Annotated in this window: 29 protein-coding genes; 14 read left to right on the top strand and 15 right to left on the bottom strand. The window is 64.4% G+C overall.

Features of this window, described 5'->3' with window-relative positions:
- Nucleotides 1-2 precede the first annotated feature (2 nt).
- From B058_RS0101600 to B058_RS0101555, 10 genes are all read right to left on the bottom strand, one after another.
- The gene (locus B058_RS0101600) at nucleotides 3-644 is read right to left on the bottom strand and encodes a deoxynucleoside kinase (RefSeq protein WP_018506716.1); all 642 of its coding nucleotides are present in this window, start codon (nucleotides 642-644) and stop codon (nucleotides 3-5) included.
- Complete coding sequence (gene folK, locus B058_RS16240; protein ID WP_018506715.1) at nucleotides 641-1,147, bottom strand: 2-amino-4-hydroxy-6-hydroxymethyldihydropteridine diphosphokinase; 507 nt, start codon at nucleotides 1,145-1,147, stop codon at nucleotides 641-643. Before folK ends, B058_RS0101600 begins: the two co-directional genes overlap by 4 nt.
- Nucleotides 1,144-2,535 (bottom strand): polynucleotide adenylyltransferase PcnB, encoded by a 1,392-nt coding sequence (gene pcnB, locus B058_RS0101590; RefSeq protein ID WP_018506714.1) that lies wholly within the window; start codon nucleotides 2,533-2,535, stop codon nucleotides 1,144-1,146. The genes folK and pcnB overlap by 4 nt, the downstream gene beginning before the upstream one ends.
- Nucleotides 2,536-2,574: 39 nt before the next feature.
- The gene (locus tag B058_RS0101585) at nucleotides 2,575-3,309 is read right to left on the bottom strand and encodes an ABC transporter ATP-binding protein (protein ID WP_018506713.1); all 735 of its coding nucleotides are present in this window, start codon (nucleotides 3,307-3,309) and stop codon (nucleotides 2,575-2,577) included.
- A complete protein-coding gene (locus B058_RS0101580; protein ID WP_018506712.1) occupies nucleotides 3,306-4,232 on the bottom strand; it encodes a FecCD family ABC transporter permease in 927 nt (308 codons plus the stop codon). The genes B058_RS0101585 and B058_RS0101580 overlap by 4 nt, the downstream gene beginning before the upstream one ends.
- 6 nt (nucleotides 4,233-4,238) lie before the next feature.
- Entirely contained in the window at nucleotides 4,239-4,916 is a 678-nt protein-coding gene (locus B058_RS16235) for a peptidylprolyl isomerase (protein ID WP_018506711.1), read from the bottom strand.
- A 51-nt stretch (nucleotides 4,917-4,967) separates the two neighbouring features.
- Nucleotides 4,968-5,597: a DsbA family protein gene (locus tag B058_RS0101570; RefSeq protein WP_040723154.1), complete on the bottom strand. Its 630-nt coding sequence runs from the start codon at nucleotides 5,595-5,597 to the stop codon at nucleotides 4,968-4,970.
- Between the two features lie 50 nt (nucleotides 5,598-5,647).
- Nucleotides 5,648-5,824 (bottom strand): cbb3-type cytochrome oxidase assembly protein CcoS, encoded by a 177-nt coding sequence (gene ccoS / locus B058_RS0101565; protein ID WP_018506709.1) that lies wholly within the window; start codon nucleotides 5,822-5,824, stop codon nucleotides 5,648-5,650.
- A 12-nt stretch (nucleotides 5,825-5,836) separates the two neighbouring features.
- Nucleotides 5,837-8,326 (bottom strand): heavy metal translocating P-type ATPase, encoded by a 2,490-nt coding sequence (locus B058_RS16230; protein ID WP_081616703.1) that lies wholly within the window; start codon nucleotides 8,324-8,326, stop codon nucleotides 5,837-5,839.
- Between the two features lie 78 nt (nucleotides 8,327-8,404).
- The gene (locus B058_RS0101555; RefSeq protein ID WP_018506707.1) at nucleotides 8,405-8,980 is read right to left on the bottom strand and encodes an OmpW/AlkL family protein; all 576 of its coding nucleotides are present in this window, start codon (nucleotides 8,978-8,980) and stop codon (nucleotides 8,405-8,407) included.
- Nucleotides 8,981-9,085: 105 nt separating this feature from the next.
- Here B058_RS0101555 and aat point away from each other — a divergent pair, with 105 nt between their 5' ends.
- From aat to B058_RS0101520, 7 genes are all read left to right on the top strand, one after another.
- Nucleotides 9,086-9,778: a leucyl/phenylalanyl-tRNA--protein transferase gene (aat, locus tag B058_RS0101550; protein WP_018506706.1), complete on the top strand. Its 693-nt coding sequence runs from the start codon at nucleotides 9,086-9,088 to the stop codon at nucleotides 9,776-9,778.
- Entirely contained in the window at nucleotides 9,765-10,487 is a 723-nt protein-coding gene (locus B058_RS0101545; RefSeq protein ID WP_018506705.1) for an arginyltransferase, read from the top strand. Before aat ends, B058_RS0101545 begins: the two co-directional genes overlap by 14 nt.
- Nucleotides 10,484-11,320, top strand: a complete 837-nt coding sequence (locus B058_RS0101540; RefSeq protein ID WP_018506704.1) for a hypothetical protein — start codon at nucleotides 10,484-10,486, stop codon at nucleotides 11,318-11,320. The genes B058_RS0101545 and B058_RS0101540 overlap by 4 nt, the downstream gene beginning before the upstream one ends.
- Before the next feature lie 12 nt (nucleotides 11,321-11,332).
- The gene (locus B058_RS0101535) at nucleotides 11,333-12,127 is read left to right on the top strand and encodes a thymidylate synthase (RefSeq protein WP_018506703.1); all 795 of its coding nucleotides are present in this window, start codon (nucleotides 11,333-11,335) and stop codon (nucleotides 12,125-12,127) included.
- Nucleotides 12,128-12,155: 28 nt separating this feature from the next.
- The gene (locus B058_RS0101530) at nucleotides 12,156-12,656 is read left to right on the top strand and encodes a dihydrofolate reductase (RefSeq protein WP_018506702.1); all 501 of its coding nucleotides are present in this window, start codon (nucleotides 12,156-12,158) and stop codon (nucleotides 12,654-12,656) included.
- Nucleotides 12,657-12,732: 76 nt separating this feature from the next.
- A complete protein-coding gene (locus B058_RS16225) occupies nucleotides 12,733-12,975 on the top strand; it encodes a hypothetical protein (protein ID WP_018506701.1) in 243 nt (80 codons plus the stop codon).
- Nucleotides 12,976-13,053: 78 nt separating this feature from the next.
- Nucleotides 13,054-13,392 (top strand): zinc ribbon domain-containing protein YjdM, encoded by a 339-nt coding sequence (locus B058_RS0101520; RefSeq protein ID WP_018506700.1) that lies wholly within the window; start codon nucleotides 13,054-13,056, stop codon nucleotides 13,390-13,392.
- 47 nt (nucleotides 13,393-13,439) lie between these two features.
- Here B058_RS0101520 and B058_RS0101515 read toward each other — a convergent pair whose 3' ends face one another.
- From B058_RS0101515 to hrcA, 3 genes are all read right to left on the bottom strand, one after another.
- Entirely contained in the window at nucleotides 13,440-13,751 is a 312-nt protein-coding gene (locus B058_RS0101515) for a hypothetical protein (protein WP_157265461.1), read from the bottom strand.
- Between the two features lie 189 nt (nucleotides 13,752-13,940).
- The gene (hemH, locus tag B058_RS0101510) at nucleotides 13,941-15,044 is read right to left on the bottom strand and encodes a ferrochelatase (RefSeq protein ID WP_018506698.1); all 1,104 of its coding nucleotides are present in this window, start codon (nucleotides 15,042-15,044) and stop codon (nucleotides 13,941-13,943) included.
- A complete protein-coding gene (gene hrcA, locus B058_RS0101505) occupies nucleotides 15,044-16,060 on the bottom strand; it encodes a heat-inducible transcriptional repressor HrcA (protein ID WP_018506697.1) in 1,017 nt (338 codons plus the stop codon). The genes hemH and hrcA overlap by 1 nt, the downstream gene beginning before the upstream one ends.
- 98 nt (nucleotides 16,061-16,158) lie before the next feature.
- Here hrcA and B058_RS0101500 point away from each other — a divergent pair, with 98 nt between their 5' ends.
- From B058_RS0101500 to B058_RS0101470, 7 genes are all read left to right on the top strand, one after another.
- Nucleotides 16,159-17,031: an NAD kinase gene (locus B058_RS0101500; protein ID WP_018506696.1), complete on the top strand. Its 873-nt coding sequence runs from the start codon at nucleotides 16,159-16,161 to the stop codon at nucleotides 17,029-17,031.
- Nucleotides 17,032-17,050: 19 nt separating this feature from the next.
- Nucleotides 17,051-18,706: a DNA repair protein RecN gene (gene recN, locus B058_RS0101495; protein WP_018506695.1), complete on the top strand. Its 1,656-nt coding sequence runs from the start codon at nucleotides 17,051-17,053 to the stop codon at nucleotides 18,704-18,706.
- An 11-nt stretch (nucleotides 18,707-18,717) separates the two neighbouring features.
- On the top strand, nucleotides 18,718-19,215 hold the full coding sequence (locus tag B058_RS0101490; RefSeq protein ID WP_026240545.1) for a thermonuclease family protein: 498 nt from the start codon (nucleotides 18,718-18,720) through the stop codon (nucleotides 19,213-19,215).
- Between the two features lie 237 nt (nucleotides 19,216-19,452).
- Nucleotides 19,453-19,788, top strand: a complete 336-nt coding sequence (locus B058_RS0101485) for a c-type cytochrome (protein WP_018506693.1) — start codon at nucleotides 19,453-19,455, stop codon at nucleotides 19,786-19,788.
- A gap of 10 nt (nucleotides 19,789-19,798) precedes the next feature.
- The gene (locus B058_RS0101480; RefSeq protein WP_018506692.1) at nucleotides 19,799-20,122 is read left to right on the top strand and encodes a c-type cytochrome; all 324 of its coding nucleotides are present in this window, start codon (nucleotides 19,799-19,801) and stop codon (nucleotides 20,120-20,122) included.
- Nucleotides 20,123-20,489: 367 nt separating this feature from the next.
- On the top strand, nucleotides 20,490-21,092 hold the full coding sequence (locus B058_RS0101475) for a DUF1326 domain-containing protein (RefSeq protein WP_018506691.1): 603 nt from the start codon (nucleotides 20,490-20,492) through the stop codon (nucleotides 21,090-21,092).
- The gene (locus tag B058_RS0101470) at nucleotides 21,058-21,861 is read left to right on the top strand and encodes a DUF2182 domain-containing protein (protein WP_157265459.1); all 804 of its coding nucleotides are present in this window, start codon (nucleotides 21,058-21,060) and stop codon (nucleotides 21,859-21,861) included. Before B058_RS0101475 ends, B058_RS0101470 begins: the two co-directional genes overlap by 35 nt.
- A gap of 36 nt (nucleotides 21,862-21,897) precedes the next feature.
- Here the strand turns inward: B058_RS0101470 and B058_RS0101465 are convergent, their stop codons facing one another.
- Nucleotides 21,898-22,413 carry a DUF2059 domain-containing protein gene (locus B058_RS0101465; RefSeq protein WP_018506689.1) on the bottom strand — a complete coding sequence of 172 codons (516 nt, stop codon included), beginning with the start codon at nucleotides 22,411-22,413 and terminating at the stop codon, nucleotides 21,898-21,900.
- An 83-nt stretch (nucleotides 22,414-22,496) separates the two neighbouring features.
- A complete protein-coding gene (locus B058_RS0101460) occupies nucleotides 22,497-23,315 on the bottom strand; it encodes a class I SAM-dependent methyltransferase (protein WP_018506688.1) in 819 nt (272 codons plus the stop codon).
- Nucleotides 23,316-23,422: the final 107 nt, after the last annotated feature.

Below are 23,422 nucleotides of genomic sequence, written 5' to 3'. Positions count from 1 at the left end.
GTTCAGGCCGCCCGGCTGAAAAATTCGCGCGGACCGCGCATCTTGCTCATACGCTCCAGCAGCAGCTCGAAGTCAGCTTCGTTCTCCGCGAAGTTGAGGTTGCTGGTGTTGACGATGAGCAGGGGCGCGGCCTCGTAGCGATGGAAGAACTCGCTGTAGCTGTTGGCCAGGCGCTGCAGATAGCCGGCATCCATGCCGCGCTCGAATTCCACGCCGCGTCGCCTGACGCGTTCCTGCAGCACCTCGACCGGCGCCTGCAGATAGATCACCAGATCAGGTGTCGGCGCCTGCAGCGCGAGGTCGGCATATACCTTCTGGTAGAGCTCGAACTCGTCATCGTCGAGATTGAGGCGTGCAAACAGCATGTCCTTGTCGATCAGGAAATCCGACACGGTGCCGGCGCGAAACAGATCGCCCTGGGCGAGATCGCGCAACTGGCGTGAGCGTTCGAACAGGAAGTGTAACTGAGTCGGCAGCGCATAGCGCCTGGGTTCCTGGTAGAAGCGCGGCAGGAAGGGGTTGTCGCTGGCATTTTCCAGCAGTGTGTCGGCGTCCATGCGCTCGGCCAGCTTGTAGGTGAGGCTGGTCTTGCCGGCGCCGATCGGGCCTTCGACAACGATGTAACGGTAACGGGAGAGACTCATGCGTTGACGGCAGCGGCAGGAGGGGGAAGGTGGACCACGCTTTGGTCGGCACAGCCGGCGAGCCAGTCGGCGGCGCGGCCGTGGCCGGGGATCACGACATCGGGTGCGATCTCCAGCAGCGGCAGCAGCACGAAGCCGCGCGTATGCATGCGCGGATGCGGCAGTGTCAGGCCATCTTCGTGGAAATGCGCGTTGCCGTAGAGCAGCAGGTCGAGATCGAGCGTGCGTGGCGCGTTGCGGAAGCTGCGCTCGCGGCCGTGGCGGTGTTCAAGATCCAGCAGGGCGGCGAGCAGCACGCGCGGCGCCAGTTCGGTTTCCACCTGCGCCACCGCGTTGATGAAGTCGGGCTGGTCGACATGGCCGACCGGCGCCGAAGCGTACAGCGAGGAACGGGACAGCAGCCGGGTGCCTGGCAAGCGGTCGAGCTCGGCGAGCGCGTATTCCACCTGCGCCGCTGGGTCGTTGAGGTTGGCGCCGAGGCCGATGGTGGCGGTGATTTTCATGCGGGCTGCGTCTCGCCGGCGGCTTCGCCCGGCTTCTTGCGCTTGCGCTTGCGGCGCGGCTTGGGCGCGTTGTCGGCCAGCAACATGCCGGCGCGCTCGTCTTCGCCGACTTCCTGGAAACGCGTCCACCATTCGCCGAGTTCGGCAGCGACCTCGCCCGACTCGGCGCGCAACAGCAGGAAATCGTAGGCGGCACGGAAGCGCGGATGCTCCAGCAGGCGATACGGGCGTTGTCCGCCGCGCTGCTCGAAGCGCGGCTGCAGTGCCCAGATCTCCTTCATCATGCCGTCGTAGCGGCGCGGAATGGCGAGCTGGCTGCGTTGGGTATCGAGCACCTCGTCCATCGCGGCAAACAAGGCGGGCTGTGGCTTTTCGCCGGCGGCCTCGAGCGCGCGCCAGCGCAGCAGCACCTGCGGCCATAGCAGTGTGCCGAACAGGAAGGCGGGCGACGAAGGTCGGTCCGACTGAATGCGCTCGTCGGTGCTCTTCAGCGCGGCATTGATGAAACGTTCGCCGGTGGGGTCGTCGAGGATGGTGTCCAGCAGCGGCAGCATGCCGTGATGCAGGCCTTCGGCGCGCAGCTGGTGGACACCGCGCAGGGCGTGGCCGGACAGCAGCAGCTTGAGCGCCTCGTCGAAGATGCGCGCGCGCGGGATGTTGGCGAGCAGCGGCGCCAGCGCCGCCACCGGTTTGCGCGTGGCGGGGTCGATGTGGAAGTCGAGCTTGGCGGCAAAGCGTGCGGCGCGCAGCATGCGCACCGGATCTTCGCGGTAGCGCGTGTCGGGATCACCGATCATGCGCAGTACGCGCTTCTTGCAATCGGCCACGCCGCCGAAATAGTCGTGCACTTCCTCGCGCGCCGGGTCGTAATACAGCGCGTTGATGGTGAAGTCGCGGCGCGCGGCGTCGTCCGCCATGCTGCCGAACACGTTGTCGGACAGCAGGCGTCCATGTTCGTCGGTCAGGCGCTTGTGCGCTGCCGGGGACTTGTCGCCGGCAGCGTGCTCGTCGTCCTCTTCGGTCTCCTTCTGGCCATTGGCGCGGAAGGTCGTGACCTCGATGGTCTCGCGCCCGCACATCACGTGCACGATCTGGAAGCGCCGCCCGATGATGCGCGAGCGGCGGAACAGCCTGCGCACCTCTTCCGGGGTGGCGTCGGTGGCGACGTCGAAATCCTTGGGCGTCATGTTCAGCAGCAGGTCGCGCACCGCGCCGCCGACGAGATAGCCTTTGTATCCGGCCTGGGCCAGGGTTTCGCAGGTTTTCAGCGCGCAGTCGTCGAGCTGGTCACGGCGGATGCCGTGTGCGGACAGCGGCAGGATCTGCGCCCGGGTGCCGTCGACACGCGGTTTGCGGCCAAATACTTTGTTGATGATGCGACGAATCATGAGGTGCGCGAGGGCGGTGGAATGCTGACCAAGTGGCGATTATACAGGCTGAGCCCGATCGCTCTTCCGCCAGAGCGCCGCCGTGCCGGCACCATACAGTGCTTCGAGCGATACCGGGGTGAGCAGCGCGGCCGGCGTGCCCAGCTGCCAGCGTCCGTCGCCGTACAGGAACAGCAGATGGTCGCAGTGGCCGGCGGCCCAGTTGGGGTCGTGCAGGGTCAGCACCACGCTGTGCCCTGCATCGGCTTCATTACGTGCCCAGGCCAGCAGCCGGGCCTGATGCGCCGGATCGAGATGGGTCAGCGGCTCGTCGAGCAGGGCGATGCGCGGCTGTTGCGCCGCCAGTTGCGCCAGCCGTGCGCGCTGGCGCTCGCCGCCCGACAGGCTGTCGAGCGGGCGGTGGGCGAGATCGGCAAGCTCCCAGGCGGCGAACAGGGGCGTCAGATCGAGAGCGGTCACACCGAACGGATAATGGCCCAATGCGACGAAGTCGGCCACGCTGCCGAAGAATCCGCCTTCGTCGCCCTGCGGCAGCACGCCAATGTGTTGCGCACGGGTGAGTGGCAGCAGCGCAGCGAGTGGCTGGTTGTCGAGCATGATCTGCCCGCACGCGGGCACGGCGAGCCCGGCCAGCATCGAGATCAGCGTCGACTTACCGGCGCCGTTGGGTCCGAGGATGCCGAGCACCTCGCCGGGTTCGAGTACGAGGTCGAGCGTGTCCACCAGCGTGCGAGGGCCGACTTGCAGGGTCACTCGGTGGGCGACGAGGCTCATGGTTTGCGCAACAGCCAGAGCATCATCGGCACGCCGAGCAGCGCAGTCAGCACGCCGACCGGCAGTTCCCGCGGCGCGATCACGGTGCGCGCCAGCGCGTCGGCTAGCACCAGCAGGCTGCCGCCTGCCAGGACGCAGGCAGGCAGCAGCACGCGGTGACCGGCGAAGCCGGTTTTCCTGAGCGCATGCGGCACCATGAGGCCGACGAAGCCGATGCTGCCGGCCTGCGCCACCACCAAGGCAGTGCAGGCGCCGGCCAGCGTGAACAGCATCCAGCGCGTGGGCGCGACCGTCACGCCGAGCGAGGCGGCTTTCAGCGGCGACAGCTGCAGTACGTCGAGCCGCCTCGACAGGCCCAGCGCGGCGCCTACGGCCAGCAGCAGCGCCGCCCACAGCATGAACGGATTGCTGGTCCATGCGAGGTCGCCCATCAGGAAGAACAGCATGCCGGGCAGGCGCTCGATCGGCGCCACGCTCAATACCAGCGCAATCAGAGCGCCGAAGCCGGCGGCCAGCATCACTCCGGCAAGCAGCAGCGGCGTATGGTCGCGCGCCAGCAGGCGGCCGCCGAGCGCGGCGGCAAGCGCCAGCGCCAGGAGACTGCCGGCGAAGGCCAGCATCGACACCCACGGCCACGCCAGTCCGGCGGCCATGCCCAATAGCGCCAGCAGGCCGGCTCCGCCGGACACGCCGAGCAGATAGGGTTCGGCCAGGGGATTGCGGAACAGCGTCTGCATCAGCGCACCGGCCAGTGCCAGCAGGCCGCCGCAGGCGAACGCCGCGGCCACGCGCGGGCCGCGCAATTCGGTGAGGATCTGCATGGCGAGTTCATGGTCGGCGGGCAGGGCGCCGGCCATCAGGCCCAGCGCCAGCGCCAGCAGGGCGGTCAGCCCAAGCAGCAGCAGTTTGGCGGCGGAGGACAAACAGGCCTATTGCTTCGGCTTGTTGTCGGCGCCGGGCGGGACGGCAGCGGCCGCTTCCGGCAGCAGGGTGACGCGCTTCATCACGACCGGCTCGATGGGGACGTCCTGGTAGGGGCCGCGGTCGCCGCGCGGCGTCGCGACGATGGCATCGACCACCTTCATGCCGTCGACCACCTGGCCGAACACGGCATAGCCCCAAGTGTCGTAGCTTGTGCCGCGGTGATCGAGGAAGGCGTTGTCCGCCACGTTGATGAAGAACTGCGAAGAGGCCGAATCGGGATCGGCCATGCGCGCCATCGACAGCGTGCCGCGCAGGTTCTTGAGGCCATTGTCGGCCTCGTTCCTGATCGGTGCGTTCTTGGGTTTTTCCGCCATGTCCGGCGTCATGCCGCCACCTTGGATCATGAAGCCGGGAATCACGCGGTGGAAGATCAGGCCGTCATAGAAACCGGTCTTCACGTAGTTGATGAAATTTCCCACCGACTGCGGCGCGTTCCTGGTGAAAAGCTCGACCGTGATGTTGCCCTTGCTGGTTTCGATCAGGATGCGCGGATTGGGTGGCTGGCCACCAGCCGGGGTGGTGGAGACAGTCTGCTTGCCGGGCTCGCTGGCGCCGCAGCCCGACATGCCGAGCAGGATCGCGCCGAGAAACAGCGTGGTGGACAACAGGGGAAAACGGGCCATCGGAACGCGCTCCAGGAAGAGAAAGAGAGATTCTAGCGGCGAGAAGCACGGTTACGCATCCGAGCGCAGGCAACGGTCGATTTCTATGCGCACGGTATCCAGCGGCAGGCAGCCGCTGCAGACCGGGTGCAGTTGCGTGTCCCGCTGCACGATCAGGGTAGGAAAGCCGCGCACGCCGGCCTGACGCGCCTGTCTGAAATGCGCCTGGGTGCGAGCACGTGCCGTGCCGCTGTCGAAGTCGCGCAGGAAGGTTTCGCCATCCACGCCAAGGCCCTCCGCCAGGTCGGTCAGCATACCGGCTTGCGTCACGTCGCGCCCCTCGGCATAAAACGCCGACTGGATTGTCTTGAACATCGCGAATATCTGCGTGGAATCGATCCCGCCGACCGTCACCACCGCACGGCAGGCGGGTTCGGTGTCGTACACGAAGCCTTCCGTCAGCGCGCCGTCGAAGCGGAAGGGCTGGCCGGTACGGGCCTGTACCGCATGCCAGTGATGCAGGATGTCTTCGCGCCCCGTTGCGGTCATCGGCGCGGTTTCGCCCGGCCGCAGGCCGCCGAGCACCAGCGCGATTTTCATGCGTTCGCGGTATTCGTCTCGCAAGGTCTCGATCACCGGAGAAAATCCCCAGCACCAGGAGCACATCGGATCGGCGAAATACCAGAGGATGGGAGGGTTCATGCGCAGTGGCCGTCGAAACAGGACAGCTCACAGCATAGGCGATCCACGCCCTAGGTCTTCTTCGGCGTGTCGTCGGACTTGGGCGGGGTGTCGTCGTCCATGATCACGCTGTGCGCCGGGCCTTCAAGGTCGTCGAACTGGCCGCTTTTGGTTGCCCACAGCATGAACCAGGCGATGGCGCCGACCAGCACGAGGCTGAGTGGAATGAGCAGCAGAAGGATGTCCATGTGCGGGGTCGGTCAGGTGACGGGTCTGGGCAGGGGGAGGTCTGCCACAGCGGGCGCGGCTCTGGATTTGAAGTCGGTGAGCCGCAACGCATTCAGTACGACCAGCAGCGAACTGGCCGACATGCCGATGCCGGCGATCCAGGGCGTGACGTGGCCCAGCGCGGCAGCGGGAATGGCGACGAGATTGTAGGCCAGTGCCCAGCCGAGGTTCTCGCGGATGATGCGCTGCGTCTTGCGGGCGAGTGCGACGCCGTCGGCCAGGGTGCCGAGGCGGCTGCCGAGCATGACCATGTCGGCGGCCGCCTGCGCGACGTCGGCGCCTTCGCCCATGGCGATGGATACCTGCGCGCCGGCGAGTACCGGCGCATCGTTGATGCCGTCGCCCACCATGGCGACGATGCGGCCTTCGTTCTGCAGGTTCTTCACATAGGCGAGCTTGTCTTCCGGCAGCGCGCCGGCATGCCAATCGGCGATGCCGAGCTGCTGCGCGCTGCGCCTGACCGCAGCCTCGGCATCGCCGGACAGCAGGTGCAGGCGCAGCCCTTGTTTTTGCAGGGCGGCGAGGGCGGCCGGGGCATCTGCCCGCGGCGTATCGGCCAGCGCAAACCAGGCGACCAGTCCGGCTTCGTCGGCCAGCGCCACCCAGCTGGCGCTGCTGTCCGATTCCGGTGGCGGGGGCGGCGTTTCGCTGGCAGCGGCGAAATGTGGCGAGCCCAGTCGATAGATACGGCCATCGATACTGCCTTCGACACCGCGGCCGGGCGTATTGCGGATCAGGCTGGCGGTCACGGTGGATACGGCCGACTCGCGCAGCGCTTTGGCGATGGGGTGTTCCGAGCCTGCTTCGAGTGCCGCGGCGATCGCGCCGACTTCGGCTTCGCTGTGGCCGCCCAGCGGAACCACCTGACGTACGGAGAGGCGGCCGTGGGTGAGCGTGCCGGTCTTGTCGAACACCAGGTCGGTGGCGTGCGCCAGCGTTTCCAGGGCATGTCCGCGCGTGGTCAGGAGGCCCAGGCGCGTGAGCTGGCCGGTGGCGGTGGTGAGGGCGGCTGGGGTGGCGAGGCCGAGCGCGCAGGGGCAGGTGACGACCAGGACCGACACCACGATCCACAACGCTTTCGACGGGTCGATGACATACCAGGCGAGGCCGACCGCAAGCGTGATCAGCAGCAGCAGGCCGACGAACCAGGCGGCGGCGCGGTCGGCCAGCTGGCCGATGCGCGGCTTTTCGCTCTGCGCGCGATCGAGCAGACGCACGATCGACGCCAGCCGCGTATCGGCACCGAGCCTGTCGACGCGCACTACCAGCGGGCTTGCCTGGTTGAGGCTGCCGCCGACCACATGGGCGCGCACGCCTTTCGATACCGGTAGCGATTCGCCGGTGAGCATGGCTTCGCTCACCGCGCTGTCGCCCTCGACCACCTCGCCATCGGCGGGCAGGGTTTCGCCGGGGCGCACCAGTACATGGTCGCCTACCGCCAACCGTGCCACCGGTACCTGCTCCTCGTCATGCGCAGGCCAGTTCGGCAGCCGCGTGGTGGCGGCGGGAATGAGCTTCACCAGCTCTTCCACTGCGGCGCCTGCGCGGCGGCGTGCATTCATCTCGAGGAAACGTCCGGTCAGCAGCAGGAAAATGAACATGGTGACCGAGTCGTAATACACCTCGCCGTGCCCGCTAAAAGTGCTGTAGACGCTGGCGACGAAAGCCGTGCCGACGCCGAGCGCCACCGGCACGTCCATGCCCAGCATGCGGCGCTTGAGATCGCGCCACGCGCCGATAAAGAAGGGCCACGCCGAGTACACCACCACCGGTATGGTCAGGATCAGGCTCGCCCAGCTCATCAGCAGCCGGATATCGGCGCTCATGTCGGTGGCGGTGTACGAGGGCAGTGCGTACATCATGACTTGCATCATGCCGAGGCCTGCGATGGCGAGCCGCTTGATCGCAGTATTGCGTTCGCGCTTGTAGATGTCGTCGGAGCGGCCGGGATCGAAGGGGTGGGCAATGTAGCCGATGTCGGAGACTGCCTTCAGGATCGCCGACAGCTGGATGCGGCTGTTGTCCCAGCGCACCCGCGCGCGGCGGGTGGCGTAGTTGATCTCGACCGACAGCACGCCTGGCAGTCCTGCGATGTGTCGCTCGTTCAGCCAAATGCACGCGGCGCAGACGATGTTTTCCAGGATCAGCGCGGCTTCGCGGATGTTCTCTGTTTCCGTCCGCACGAAGCTTTCCTGGATCTCCGGCAGATCGTACAGGCCCAGCTGTGCGAGCTCGGCCTCCGCTTGTTGAGGCGTGGCGGGCAGTACGGTGCGGTGAGTATAGTAGGCGCCCTGGCCGCTGTCGATGATGGTCTGTGCCACGGCCTGGCAGCCGCGGCAGCATGCCTGACGGGTATTGCCTTCGAACTGGATGGGGTAGTGGGCGCCGGCCGGCACTGGCAGGCCGCAGTGAAAGCAGCCCGAAAAAGACGGGGCGTCCGTGAGCGCAGGAGAATCGCTCACGAATCGCCCCACAGGAGAACGCCCGAGGGCAAGCCCGGGAGAGAGGCCGGGCCGGCAGGCGTCAGAGGGTACTTCTTGTCAGAAACGGAACCCGTAGCCGATACCCCACACCACCGGATTGATTTCCAGATTGGTGAGCTTGACGCCGCCTGATTTGACGTCGGTGTCGATCCAGATTTTCTTAACGTCGAGGTTGATATAGCCATTCTTGGTTACCGCGATGTCCACGCCCGCCTGCAGAGCGCCGCCGAAGCTGTTCTTCCCGACGCTCAGGCCGGGAGCAAGATCGACATTATAGAAGCGGGTGTAGTTCACGCCTGCACCGACGTAGGGCTTGATCGTCGGCGTGGGGTTGAAGTGGTACTGCACCGTCAGCGTGGGCGGCAGATGATTCAGTTTTCCAAGACTGGTGCCGTTCAGCGTCACTTCGTGGCGCGCGGTGGCCAGGATGAGTTCCATGCCGATGTTGGGTGTCACGAAATAGGTGAAGTCAACTTCCGGCACCACTTCGTCGGACACGTCGAGTCCGGCCAGACCGGAGGATTTGACGTCCGGGACGATGTCGACCGCGCGAACGCGCATCATCCAGTTTTCAGCCAGGGCGGAGGTGGGCAGAGCGGCAACCAGGGCCAGGACAAGCAGGGTTTTTTTCATGTTCGCTACTCCTCTTAAAAAGACAAAGATATAAACAAGACATACATATCGTAATTAAGAAAAAATGCGGACGCAAGCCAAAAATGAATCCGCTACCATGGCGTCATGAGCGAACGTCTCCAAAACGCCACAAATTTTCCGCCGGTCGAGACCGCGCTGCGCGAGCCCAATGGCCTGCTGGCGATGGGGGGCGATCTGTCGGTGGAACGCCTGCTGGATGCCTATCGCCACGGCATCTTCCCCTGGTTCAACCCCGGCGAGCCGATCCTGTGGTGGAGTCCCGACCCGCGCATGGTGCTGGTGCCGGGCGAGGTCCGCGTCACCCGTTCGCTCGCCAAGCGTATCCGCAATGGCGGCTTCGAGGTACGCGTCGACACCGCGTTTGCGGACGTGATGCGGGCATGCGCCGAACCCCGTGAAGGGGCCGGCGGTACCTGGATCTCGCCGGCGATAATCGCGGCCTATACCCACCTGTTCGATGCCGGCTACGCGCATTCGGTGGAAACCTGGCGCGACGGCCGCCTGGTCGGCGGCCTCTATGGCGTGGCGATTGGCCGCATGTTCTACGGCGAGTCGATGTTCAGCCGTGAACCCGATACCTCCAAGGTCGCGCTGGTCTGCCTTGCGCGCCAGTTGCAGCAATGGGATTTCGGCCTGATCGACTGCCAGATGGAAACCGCGCATCTCGCCAGCCTCGGTGCGCGCACGGTGCCGCGCACGGCGTTCACGGCAAAGCTGGCGGAATTGGTAAACTTGCCGCATCGCCCTGGCCCCTGGACGTTTAATGCACCCGACTGAACCGCCCTTCCAGCGCATCCAGTTCTATCTGACCGCGCAATACGACTGCAGCTACCTGCCGGATCGGCGCGCGCGTTCGCAGGTGGCCACGCCCACCCATCTGATCGATCACCAGGCCTACAGCGCGCTGATCCGCGCCGGCTTTCGCCGTAGCGGCCAGTTCACCTACCGCCCGCACTGCGAGCAGTGCCATGCCTGCGTGCCGGTGCGCGTCGACGTGGCTGGCTTCGTGCCCAACCGCACCCAGCGCCGCTGCCTCAAGCGCAACCGGCACCTGGCCGCGCGTTTCCTGCCGCTCGACTTCAAGGAAGAACACTACGCGCTCTACCGCAGCTATCTCGGCAGCCGCCATGCCGGCGGTGGCATGGATCGCGACGGCCCCGACCAGTACACGCAGTTCCTGTTGTCATCCAACGTCGATACCGTGATGGTCGAATTCCGCGATGGCGACGAACTGGTGATGATCTCGGTGATCGACCAGATCGACGACGGCATTTCCGCCGTTTACACTTTCTTCGATCCCGCGCGCGAGCAACAAAGCCTCGGCGTCTACGGCGTTCTGTGGCAGATCGAACTGGCCAAACGACTGGAACTGCCTTACCTCTATCTGGGCTACTGGATCGACGAGAGCCGCAAGATGGCCTACAAGAAACAGTACCCGCCGCTGGAGGGGCTGGTCGACGGCCGCTGGCAGGTTCTCGACGCATGAAATGGCTGGTCGCCATGTTGCTGGCGACCATGCAGGGCTGTGCGCTCACCGTGAGCAATTCGCGCGCCCTGCAGCCGATCGACGGCTTCGAGCAGCTGGCGGACGACGCCCGCGTCTGGGTCGAGCCTGGCTACGAAGCCTACGGCGAACGCGTGTCGGCGGCGCTTCCGGCCGCCATTGCCAAAGTCGAAGCGGCGCACTATCTGCCGTTCCTTCGTCCGCCGCGCGTGAATGTCTGCGGCAGCGAGGACTGCTTCAACCGCTATGTGTATACCCCTCGGCTGTCCGCCGCGGTCATTCCGGACAATCGCCTGATCCTGTCGCCGAACCTGAATGGCCGCGAAAGCGCCCGCCTGCCCGGGCTGCTGGCGCATGAATTGGCACACCTTCACCTGGGCCAGCGCATCGGCCACTACAACAGCACCCTGCCGGTGTGGTTCCACGAGGGATGGGCCTCGTTGGCGGCGGAGGGTGGCGGCGCCGAATATGCCACCGATGCGCAGGCGTATGCCGCAATCCGTGCCGGCCGACGGGCCGATCTCATCACGCGCGATACCCCCGACCGGCGCCACCGAGCAGGCGCGTTCGGTCTCAATATTTTCGAGTTCTACCGCGAGTCCATGCTGCTGGTCGGCTGGCTCAAGGCGCAGGACGAGACGCGTTTTCGCCAGCTGGCCCTGGCGGTACAGGCCAATGCCGATTTCGAGATCGCCTTCTGGGACATCTACGGCCAGTCGCCTGCCACCCGGTTGGCGGGCTTTTACGAGGGCGTTCAGAGCAACACCGTATTCAACGATAATGGGCAAATCCAGGCCGCACCCGCACAACCTTAACGCCACCTCACGATGAAACCCTATCTCGACCTGATGCGCCACGTGCTCGAGCACGGCACCCGCAAAGACGACCGCACCGGCACCGGCACCTTCTCGGTGTTCGGCTGGCAGATGCGCTACGACCTCGCCGCAGGCTTCCCGCTCGTCACCACCAAGAAATGCCACCTGCGTTCCATCATCCACGAACTGCTGTGGTTCCTGCAGGGCGACACCAACATCCGCTACCTGAAGGAAAACGGCGTCTCGATCTGGGACGAATGGGCCGACGAGAACGGCAACCTCGGCCCGGTGTACGGCCACCAGTGGCGCAGCTGGCCCAAACCCGACGGCGGGACGATTGATCAAATCAGCGAAGTGGTGAAGACGCTCAAGACCAACCCCGATTCGCGTCGCATCATCGTCTCGGCCTGGAACGTCGCCGACCTCGACAGGATGGCGCTGGCACCGTGCCACGCCTTCTTCCAGTTCTACGTTGCCGACGGCAAGCTGAGTTGTCAGCTCTACCAGCGCAGCGCCGACATCTTCCTAGGCGTGCCGTTCAACATCGCCAGCTATGCGCTGCTGACCATGATGATGGCGCAGGTGACAGGACTGGGACTCGGCGACTTCGTCCACACGCTCGGCGACGCGCATCTCTACCTCAACCATCTCGACCAGGCGCGCGAGCAGTTGAGTCGCGCGCCGCGCCCGCTGCCGACCATGACACTGAACCCCGACGTGAAGGACATTTTCGGCTTCCGCTTCGAGGACTTCACGCTCGCCGGCTACGACCCGCATCCTGCAATCAAGGCGCCGGTGGCAGTTTAGTGAGCGGAAAGCAGTGAGCGGAGAAAACATGGCCCAGAACAAACCGCGCGTCAGCGTCATCGCCGCGCTTGCCAGAAATCGCGTCATCGGCATCGAGAACCGCCTGCCCTGGCGGCTGCCGGAGGACCTTGCGCACTTCAAGGCCTTGACGCTCAACCATCCCATCCTCATGGGCCGCAAGACCTTCGAATCGCTCGGCCGCCCGCTGCCCGGACGCACCAACATCGTCATTACCCGCAATGTCGACTACCGCAGGGACGGCTGCCTCGTCGCCGACTCCATTCCTGCCGCGATTGCGCTGTGTGAGGACGCTGACGAAGTCTTCTTCATCGGCGGCGCCGAACTCTATGCGCAGGTCATCCCGCTCGCCGACCGTCTGTACCTGACCGAAGTGGACATCGACGCGCAGGGCGACGCCTGGTTTCCCGACTACGACCGCAGCGCGTTCAGGGAAGTCTCGCGCGAGTCGCACACCGGCGTGAAGGGCGATGCGCTGCGGTTTGATTTCGTGGTGTACGAGCGGGGGTAAGCGGAGGTATCTTCACCTTGCTCAGGCTGTCCCGTGTCATGCAGTGAACGTTGCATCAATGGAAAGGGAGCAAGTCATGTCCGATCTAAGCCCGCTTGAAGAACTGTTTCCTCGCCTGGTCCCCGAGATCGTGGCGTTCTGGGGATCGCCCACCTGTTTCGCTCAACTGCAAGCCTTGCTGGTGGACAGCCGGGGCGGTCGCCAGGGATTCCCGGCGGACGTGTATTCCGATCTCTCCTTGCTGCTGACGCTGGTTCCGCGGCCGAAAGGGCCTTACGACATCTGGAACGACGCGCTGGATGCGGATAAGACGGCGTGAAATGCCGGCCAATTGAAATTTCAAGGAAAACCGAATGAATGTAATTGACAGTAATGCAACTCCGCAAGGGCGTACAGCATGAATGGTTTGCCCAAGTGTCCCCAGTGCGGCTCCGAATTTACGTACGAGGACGGCACCCAGTACGTGTGCCCGGAATGTGCGCATGAATGGAGCAAGGATGCGTCAGCAGCAGCCGACGAGGCAAAGATCGTGCGCGACGCCAACGGCAACGTGTTGGCGGACGGCGACACGGTGACGGTGATCAAGGACTTGAAGGTGAAAGGCTCGTCGCTGGTCGTCAAGGTGGGGACCAAGGTGAAGAACATCCGCCTTGTCGAGGGCGACCACGACATCGACTGCAAGATCGATGGCGTCGGGGCGATGCAGCTGAAGTCGGCGTTCGTGAAGAAGGCCTAGCATTGTCTACCGTACATGGAACCTGTTGGGTGTAGTGTGCGGCAGGTCTAGTGTTCCATGCGTTCGACCAGTTTTTCCAGCTGCTGGGCCAGGGTATCCCAGACGATCATGGGGCCCTTGTTTTCGAATTCGGCTTCGGACCATTGCCCCACGGGACGCTGTTTGTATGCTTCGACCTGGCTGGAGAGTTTGTCGCGCTCCGTCTTTGCGCTTGCCAACCGCGTCGTCACGTCGCTGTTTCCCGCCTTGGCAATCCCATGCTGGGCGCGTTCGAGCAGGGTATCCACATGCCTCAGACGCATTTCGTGTTCGAGGATGTGCTGCTGGATCAGATGATTCATTTTAGGTGTTTCAGTCATGCCCATTCTCCTGAATTGAAAGTATCCGTCTGGATGACTTAAAAATAGTCATCAATCCGTTCGGCGACAACCACCGTCTTTGATTCCGAAATGCGGATACATCCGGCAACGCGCTGAAGAAGGCAGATGCGCAATAAAAAAACGGGGCCGCGGCCCCGTTCGTGTTCATGCGTGTCGAACAGTTCGTGTCTAGCTGCGCGCGCCCATGGCCAGCGCGCGGTTCTTGCCGGCTTGGCGCGCCTGCTCGTCGGCATCGCGGTCCCAGGTGTCAGCGATCCAGCCGCCCAGGTTCTCCAGTGCGATATGGCCGAGCGCATCGATCCATTGCGGATGCTCGTTGAGCGCGGGGATGTAGTGGAATGCCTTGCCGCCCGCCGCGAGGAAGGTGGCGCGGCCTTCCATCGCCAGTTCTTCGAGGGTTTCCAGGCAGTCGGCAGTGAAGCCTGGCGCAACCACGTCGACCCGACAGGTACCGGCGCGCCCGAGTTCGTCCAGCGTCCTGTCGGTGTAGGGCTTGATCCATTCGGCGCGGCCGAAGCGCGACTGGAAGGTGAGGCGAACCTGCTTCGGGTCGAGTCCGAGCGCTTCGGTCAGCAGGCGACCGGTCTTCTGGCATTCGCAGTGATAGGGATCGCCCTTCTCCAGCGTGTAGCGCGGCACGCCGTGAAAGCTCAGCAGCAGCAGGTCGGGACGGCCGTGCATCTGCCAGTAGTCGCGGATGTTGGTGGCCAGCGCGTGGATGTAGGCGGGGTGGTCGTGATAATGCTTGAGTGTGCGCAGGGCCGGCTGGGTGCGGACTTTCTGCAGCCAGGTGAACGCGGCGTCGAATGCGGTGGCGGTGCTGGAGGCGGCGTACTGCGGGTATGCAGGCAGGATGAGGATGCGGTCGCAGCCGGCGGCTTTCATCCGCGCCAGTGTGTCGGGAATCGACGGCTGGCCATAGCGCATCGCGTAGTCGACCATGAACGGGCTGGCGATCCGTTCGCCCAGCCAGCCTTTGAGCAGCTTGGCCTGTTTCTCGGTGTGCACCTTCAGCGGCGAGCCGTCCGGGGTCCAGATTGCGGCATATTTCGCAGCGGATTTTTTCGGCCGGGTGTTGAGGATGATGCCATTGAGAATCAGCCACCACACGGCGCGTGGAATCTCCACTACGCGCGGGTCGGACAGGAATTCCTTGAGGTAGGTGCGCAGCGCCTTGGGTGTCGGTGCTTCGGGGGTGCCGAGGTTGACCAGCAGGATACCGGTTCTGAACAGCTGGCCGTGGGGAGACCCGGGCTCTTTGAGATAGGACATCAGTGATGGGATAGCGCGCTGGATAGCAGTTTGGCGGTGACGTCGACGATCGGCACCACGCGCTCGTAGGCCATGCGGGTGGGACCGACGACGCCGAGCGTGCCGACCACCTGGCCGTCGACCGAGTAGGGCGCGGTGACCAGGCTGCATTCGTCGAGCGGCAGCAGTTCGGACTCGCCGCCGATGAAAATCTGCACGCCGGCGGCGGTGCGCGACTGGTCGAGTAGTTGCAGCAGGCCGGTCTTCTTCTCGAAGGCGTCGAACAGGCGGCGCAGGCTGCCCATGTTGCTGGAGAGATCCTGCACGTCGAGCAGCTTGCGGCTGCCGGACACCACCACGTTGTCCTGGCTGGCGTCGTGCGCCTGGCTGCCGGCGTCCACCGCTGCCGCCATCAGTTGGGTGATGTCGTCGCGCATGCGGCCGAGTTCGTCGCGCAGCTTGCTGCGCACCTGGTCGAAGCTGTGGCCGGCGAAATTCTGGTTGAAGTAGTTGGCCGCCTCGGTGAGCGCCGAGGCGCTGTAGGGCTGCTCGGTGACGATGACGCGGTTTTCGACCTCGCCTTCCATCGTGACGATGATGAGCAGGATGCGCTTGTCCGACAGGCTGAGAAACTCGATCTGACGGAAGGCCGGGCTGCGGCGCGGCGTCATCACCAGTCCGGCAAACCGGCTGAGATCGGACAGCAGGGTGGAGGCCGCGGTCATCAGCCGCTGCGGGTCGGACGAGGTCAGGCTGTGTTCGAGCTGGTTGACCTCGACTTGCGCCAGGGGGCGCACGGTCAGCAGGGTGTCGACGAAGAAACGGTAGCCGCGCGGCGTCGGGATGCGTCCGGCCGAGGTGTGCGGGCTGGTGACGAAGCCCATTTCCTCAAGGTCGGCCATGATGTTGCGGATGCTGGCGGGCGACAGGTCCAGCCCGGCATGCTTCGACAGGGTGCGCGAGCCGACGGGTTCTCCTTCGCTGATGTAGCGTTCTACCAGGGTTTTCAGCAGGATGCGGGCGCGGTCGTTGAGCATGAGTTGATTATATAGGGGTGAGCAGTGAGCGGTGAACGGTGAACGGAATTCCCGCTTACCGCTCACCGCTCACTGCTCACCCCTTATAATCGCCCCTCATGCAAATCCCTTTCCACACTGTCGGCCTGGTCGGCAAATACGACAATCAGGGCATGGAAGCCTCGGTTCGGGCACTGGCGGAATTCCTTCAGGCGCGTGGGCACGAGGCCCTGTTGGCCTGCCAGACGGCAGAACATTTCGGGATCACGGACTTCCCCACGCGCAATCTGCACGACCTGGCGACCGAAAGCGATGTCGTGGTGGTACTGGGCGGCGACGGCACCATGCTGTCGATCGCGCGCGAACTGGCGCCGAACGGCGCGCCGCTGATCGGCATCAACCAGGGGCGGCTGGGTTTTCTCACCGACATCACGGTCGATCACATGTTCGATGCCGTTGCCGAGATTCTCAGCGGCCAGTACGTGGCGGAGGAGCGCATCCTGCTGAACGGGCAGGTTCGCCGTGGGGGCGAACTTGTGTTCGAGGCCACGGCGTTCAACGACGTCGTGGTGGGCAAGGGCGGCTCGGGCCGCCTGATCGATCTGGAAATCGCCATCAACAGCGAGTTCGTCTACAGTCAGCGTGCCGACGGCCTGGTCGTCACCAGCCCGACCGGCACCACCGCGTATGCGCTGTCGGCCGGCGGCCCCATCGTGCATCCGACGCTCGAAGCCGTGGCGTTGGTACCGATCTGCCCGCATACCCTGTCGGCGCGCCCGATCGTGGTCAGCAGCCATTCGCGCATCGAAATCCATCTCACCTATGCCGACGATGCACGCGTGCACTTCGACGGCCAGCATTATTTCGACCTCCTCAGCGGCGACCACGTGTGGATCACCCGCGCCAGCCGCCCGGTCACGCTGCTGCACCCCCACTCCTACAGCTACTACGATACCCTGCGGCAGAAGCTGCACTGGGGCAAGAAACTCTAGCGCCCGGACCGCGCATTCCATGCTCGTCCATCTCTCCATTCGCAACTACCTGCTGGTCGAATCAGTCGAGCTCGATTTTGCGCCGGGGTTGACCGTTCTGACCGGCGAGACCGGCGCCGGCAAGTCCATTCTGGTCGATGCGCTGGCGCTGGCACTGGGCGACCGCGCCGAAGGCGGAGTGGTACGCAGCGGGACGCCGCGCGCCGAAATTGCCGCTGAATTCGCGATCGAGGGGGTGCCGACTCTGGCTGCCTGGCTCGACGAAGCCGGCTTCGCGTCGGATGGCGGCACGCTGATCCTGCGACGCGTCATCGAGGCCGGCGGACGTTCGCGCGCGTTCATCAACGGTAGCGCGGCGCCGTTGTCGCAGTTGAAGGACGCGGCCGAATATCTGCTCGACATCCACGGCCAGCATGCGCACCACGCCCTGCTGCGCCCACAGGCCCAGCGCGAGGTGCTCGACGCCTATGCCGGTGCGCAGGCGCTGTCCGCCGCCGTGAGTGCGGCCTGGCATGCCTGGCAGGCCGCGCGGCAACGTCGCCAGGATGCCGAAACCCACAGCCAGGCGCGGCAGATCGAGCGCGAAGGTTTGCACCTTGCCGTGGAGGAACTGCGCGCGCTGGGCGACGACCTCGCACGCTGGGACGAGATCCAGGCCCAACACGCGCGGCTGGCGCATGTCACCACGCTGATCGAAGGCGGGCAGGCACTGATCCAGGGGCTGGACGAGGGCGAGGGGGCGCTGTCGAGCCGTCTCGGTGAAATGTGCGCGCGGCTCGACGCCATGCAGGCGGTGGACGGCAGCCTGGGGGAGGTCGCCGCGCTGCTGAACTCGGCCAGCGCCAATCTGGGCGAGGCTGTGCATGCATTGCGCCGCTATGCCGATCACCTGAATCTCGATCCCGAACGGCTCGCCGAACTCGACCGCGTGCTCGGCGACATGCATCGCCTGGCGCGCAAGCATCGTGTGCAGCCGGACGCGCTGGCCGGCCTGCTCGAGGGTTATCAGGCACGGCTGGTCGAGCTGACCGCCAGCGACGACCTCGATGCGCTGCAGGCGGCCGAGGATGCCGCTTTCGCGCAGTACCAGACCGAAGCGAAGCAGCTCGGCGCGCAGCGCCGCAAGGCCGCCGCCGCGCTGTCGAAACAGGTGACGGCGGCGATGCACGAGCTCGCGCTCGCCGGCGGGCATCTGGACATCGTCCTGCAGCCGGTCAGCGAGCCACGCGCGCACGGGCTGGAAGACGTAAGCTTTCTCGCTGCAAGCCATCCCGGCCTGCCGCCGGGGCCGCTGGGCAAGGTGGCCTCGGGCGGCGAACTGTCGCGCATCAGCCTGGCGATCCAGACCGCGCTGTCGGGCGTGGCCGGCGTGCCAACGCTGATCTTCGACGAGGTCGACGTCGGCATCGGCGGCAGCGTGGCCGAAGCCGTGGGCCGCCGGCTGGCCAAGCTGGGCGAGACCCGCCAGGTGCTGGTCATCACGCACCTGCCGCAGGTGGCGGCGCGCGGTACGCAGCATCTGCGGGTGGCCAAGCAGGCGAACGGTCGTTTCGTCTCGTCCAATATCGCCGTCCTCGATGCGGACGCACGCGTGGAAGAGATCGCGCGCATGCTGGGGGGCCTCAAGATTACCGCCACCACCCGGCAGCATGCCGCGGAGATGCTCGCCGGGTGAGACGCGGGTTGGTGCTGTCCCTGCTGTGTCTGGCCTGGGCGGCTGCCCCGCCTGCGCAAGCCGAGACGATGCACGGCGTCGTCATCGTGGTCGTCGACGGCGATACCGTCCTGTTCAAACCTGATCATGCCCATACATCAGGACGCACCTTCCTGAAAGTCCGCCTTGCCGACATCGATGCACCGGAAACGGACCAGCCTTATGGAGACGCAGCCACGCGCGAACTGGCGGCGCGCGTGCTGAATCGGCGGGTGGCGGTGACCGCGGTCGCGACCGACGTCTATGGCCGCACGATCGCACACATTCATGTGGCGGGACACGAGGTCGGAACGGAATTGGTGCAATCCGGTTTCGCCTGGGCCGCCACGCGTTCCCGGCGCGCTGCTGAACTGGCGAAGGCGCAGCGCCAGGCGCGCCTGGACCAGCGCGGGCTCTGGCAGGGCGCGGCGCCGGCGCCGCCGTGGGAGTGGCGGCGAACGCATCCCAAAAGAGATCACAACCGTTTCTAGACGCGGCGCACTATGCCGGTTGCCGCGGAAATAGCGGGCGAGTCTCTCTGTGGATTGCGCTCGGCATCAACCCTACGGTTTAGAAGCATATTAGCGAATAACGTTATAACTGCCTGTCATAAAAGGATTTTTTAGGACCCGAACCGTCATCAGGCCACCTGTCCGGTTTTATAATCGGGCGCAGCCCTGCGTCAGACGGGGACCACAACGACAACTCAACCAGAGAGAGCGAGGAAGATGAAACTCATCACGAAGACGCTGTTCGCGTCCGTGCTGCTGGTGTTGGCCGTGCCGGTTCAGGCAGCGGGCGACCCCAAGGCCGGGCAACTCAAGACCTCAATGTGTGCCGGTTGTCATGGCATTCCCGGGTGGCGTACCGCTTATCCCTATGTGTACAGCGTCCCCATGCTCGGCGGGCAGCACGCGGAGTACATCGTGGCTGCGCTCAAGGCCTACAAGGGTGGCGAACGCAGCCATCCTGGCATGAAGAGCATCGCAAGCAGCCTGTCCGAACAGGACATGGAAGATCTCGCGGCCTATTACGAATCGTCGTACACCGGCCCGGCCAACTGAGGAGAGACACATGAAAACAACGCTGCTCATCCTCACCACCGCCGCGCTGGCCGCCTCGTTTCCGGCGCACGCCGCCGGCGACTACGAGGCCGGCAAGGCCAAATCCACCACCTGCGCTGCCTGCCATGGCCCGGACGGCAATAGCACCGTGACGAGCTTCCCCAAACTGGCCGGCCAGCACCGCGATTATCTCCTTCAGGCCCTGCACGAATACAAGATCGGCGTACGCAAGAACCCCATCATGGGTGGCCAGGTGCAAGCCCTGTCCGATACCGACATGCAGGATCTGGCCACGTACTTTTCCCAGCAGAAGGGGCTGACCCTGAAGTATTGATTTGGCGGTATGGACAGGAAAAGGGCGCTGCCATAGGCAGCGCCTTTCTATTTCTGATGGGCATCCGGAATTCGCCGCTGGCGGCCCGGCTTCGCAGGCGCCCGAAACGGTACTCGGCCGGTGTTTGAATGAAATACGCAGGACCATGCGGCCTGCCTCCGAAAAATCCTGATTTCCACAGCAGTGGCATGCCCATCTGCTATACATCGTTTATCCGCATAAACAGCGTAGCCACTGCATGGATGCCGCCATGACGACCATGGTGGTTTGTCCTCTTGTGCGGATAAGCCACGCTCCTGGACCCCTGTGGAGGCGTGTGCATCATTCGATAAGCGGAATACCCGAAGTGCATACAAGGAGGAACATCATGGATATCCAGTGGAAAGTGGCAGGCACGTACTTTGAAGCCTGCAATTGCGAGGCCGCCTGCCCGTGCGTGTTCACGAGCCCGCCGACCGATGGCGATTGCAAGGCGCTGATCGGCTGGCACATCGATCAGGGCATGTTCGCCGGGACCGCCCTCGACGGGCTCAACGCCGCACTGTTTGCCTACGCGCCGGGACATATGCTGGAAACCAAATGGAAAGTCGCCCTGTATGTCGATGAACGGGCCGATACGCAGCAGACGGACGCCCTCACCAAAATATTCTCCGGGGCGGCCGGGGGCCACCTTTCTGCGTTGACGCCGTTGATCGGCGAAGTCCTCGGGGTCAAGAGCGCCGCTATTGATTACCGTCTCGAAGGCAAGCAACGCAGCCTGACCATTCCGCAAGTAGCACAAATGGAAATCGAGGCGATGCCCGGCCAGGGTGGAGAGGATGTCACGCTCACTAGTATTCCGTTCACACCGGTGCCGGGTTACCCCACGGTGGCGTGCAGATCGAAGCGTCTGAGCTTCCACGATCACGGCTTCGATGTGGAGATTTCCAAGAAAAATGGGTTTTATTCTCCCTTCAGCTACCAAGCCTGATGGGCGATACGGGACCCGCGCCGCAAGCTTCGTAGCAGTTGCCAGCGTCGTCGGGATCACGGCGCTGGCATGGGGGTATCTCGCCTATCAGGCGTGGGCTATGGACCACATGGACGTGGTGGACATGGCGATGCCCAATGCCCGGGAATGGGGACCGTTTGACCTCGCGTTGGTGTTCACGATGTGGGTCGTCATGATGATCGGCATGATGGCGCCATCTGCCAGCCCAGTGCTCCTGCTGTTTGCGCGCATCCGGCATGAACGCCGTTTCCAGGTCTCATCAGGGATGATGAGCGGCCTGTTCCTGTTCGGTTACCTCCTCGCGTGGACGGCTTTCAGCGTGGCCGCGACACTGATTCAGTGGGGATTGCACAGTGTCATGCTGATTTCGCCTGCGATGGTCGGCACCAGCCCCCTGCTGGGCGGCGCGGTGCTGGTCGCCGCCGGCATCTACCAGTGGACACCGGCGAAGCACGCCTGCCTCAACCATTGCCGCTCTCCGCTCGGGTTTCTCCTGAACGAATGGCGCGACGGTGCACGGGGCGCTCTGGTCATGGGATGGCGGCATGGCCTCTATTGCACCGGCTGCTGCGGGCTGCTGATGCTAGTCCTGTTTGTCGTGGGGGTCATGAATCTGCTGTGGATCGCCCTGCTCGCCGCTTTCGTGCTGCTGGAAAAAAATCTGCCGCAGGGGCGAAGGCTCAGCCACGCCACGGGTCTGGCCCTGGTCGCGTGGGGAAGCTGGATGGCGCTCGGGATCCCGCGCTGACCGGGCGGAACAGCCCGGCTTCAATATGCTTCTGTTTTATTTCGCCCGGCTCGCCCTGAGTTCGGCCATCGCATCCTGCTGCAATTTCTGAAGTTTCGGGAGCGTCGTTGCCATGCGTGCCTGCATGGCCTGCATGGTGTTCTGCATCACGATGGGCATCTTTGCGATGACTGCCTGTCCTGGTTCAGACTTGTAGAAATCAAGCATTCCATTGACCTCCTTCTGCGTGAAGGACTGCATGTAGATGTCAACGAACATCGGCTCCAGCGTCTCCCATTTCATGTCCGTCCTGATCAGGGCGATCATCTGCGTGCGCATGCTGTCCATGATCTTCTGCTGATCGGTTGTAAGCGTCGGCTGGCCTGCGAGTGCCTGTTTCATGGAACGCTGCATCATGGTATCGACTTGCCCCATGGTGCTATCAACCAGCTTGCGGGACTGGGTGATGGCGAGCAGTTCCCTGACGGACGCTTCGCTGGCAGGCAGTTCCGCCGCGATGGCGGGGCTCATGACGACATAGGCAAGCAGGATGAGGTGGCGAAGTTTGATCATGTTTTTCCTCATGGGCGGGTTCGGCTGACTGGCGACATGCCCGGTTGGCTGGGAAACCGGGCAGGATATCCGGGTAATGATACTTAACGTTCGAGCGTGACAACGTGTGCCTGGATCTTGCTGTCGACAGGACCTGGCCCGAACCGTTCGGTGATCGCTGCGGCTGCAAGCTCGGTTGCCTCGCCCAGCCGGGTCTTGTCGCGCGCCTCGATTTCATTGCGCAGGGGGGTACCCTGGCAGTAGGCGAGCGCGGGGATGTGCGGGGACGCCGCCGCACTGCGCTGTGCGACGGTATGGACGTGCGGTGAGGTGACAACGCCACTGCTCCGGAGGTCGCGCTCGATGCGTGCGAGATCATGGTAGCCATGCGGCGTGCGCGCCATGAAGCGTGGGGGATCATTGGGAAAGAGGGATTCCAGGGCGGTCTCCACCGTATGGGCAAACTCGTTCTCCTCGATCCGGTCCCAGACGCTGAACAGCAGCACACCACCCGGTCTGAGCACGCGGAATGCCTCGGAGAACGCCTTCGGCTTGTCGGGAAAGAACATGACCCCGAACTGGCACACCACTGCATCGAACTGCGCGTCCCCGAATGGCAGCTGCATGGCGTCTGCCTGGTGCCATTCCACCGGGCGGCTCGTACCGATCTTGGTGGCCATGTCCAGCATGGGACGGTTCAGGTCCGTGGCGACAATCGCGACGTCTTCCGACAGTGCGGATGTCAGTCGACGGGTCAGGACGCCCGTGCCGGCGGCAATTTCGAGTACACGGGAGAGGGGGCGTGAAGCCAGGCGGTTGGCAAGGTCATCGGCGTATGGCTGGAAGATCAGCGGGACGAGATATTCCTCATAGAGCCGGGGAATGGAGCCGGCAAAAATCGTGTCGGATTCAGGACTGCTCATCGCCGTCTCCTTTGCATTGCGTTGTGTGAAGTGACGTGAAACAAGGTGGCATTCCGATGGCGCCGGGTGGCGCTGGCCCAGGCCCGCCAGACAATGCCACTTCTGCC

Origin of the sequence: Thiobacillus thioparus DSM 505 (genome assembly GCF_000373385.1) — a bacterium.
Lineage (GTDB): Bacteria > Pseudomonadota > Gammaproteobacteria > Burkholderiales > Thiobacillaceae > Thiobacillus > Thiobacillus thioparus.
Note: the sequence above shows the minus strand (reverse complement) of the source record. Positions and strands in the feature narration are given on the sequence as shown.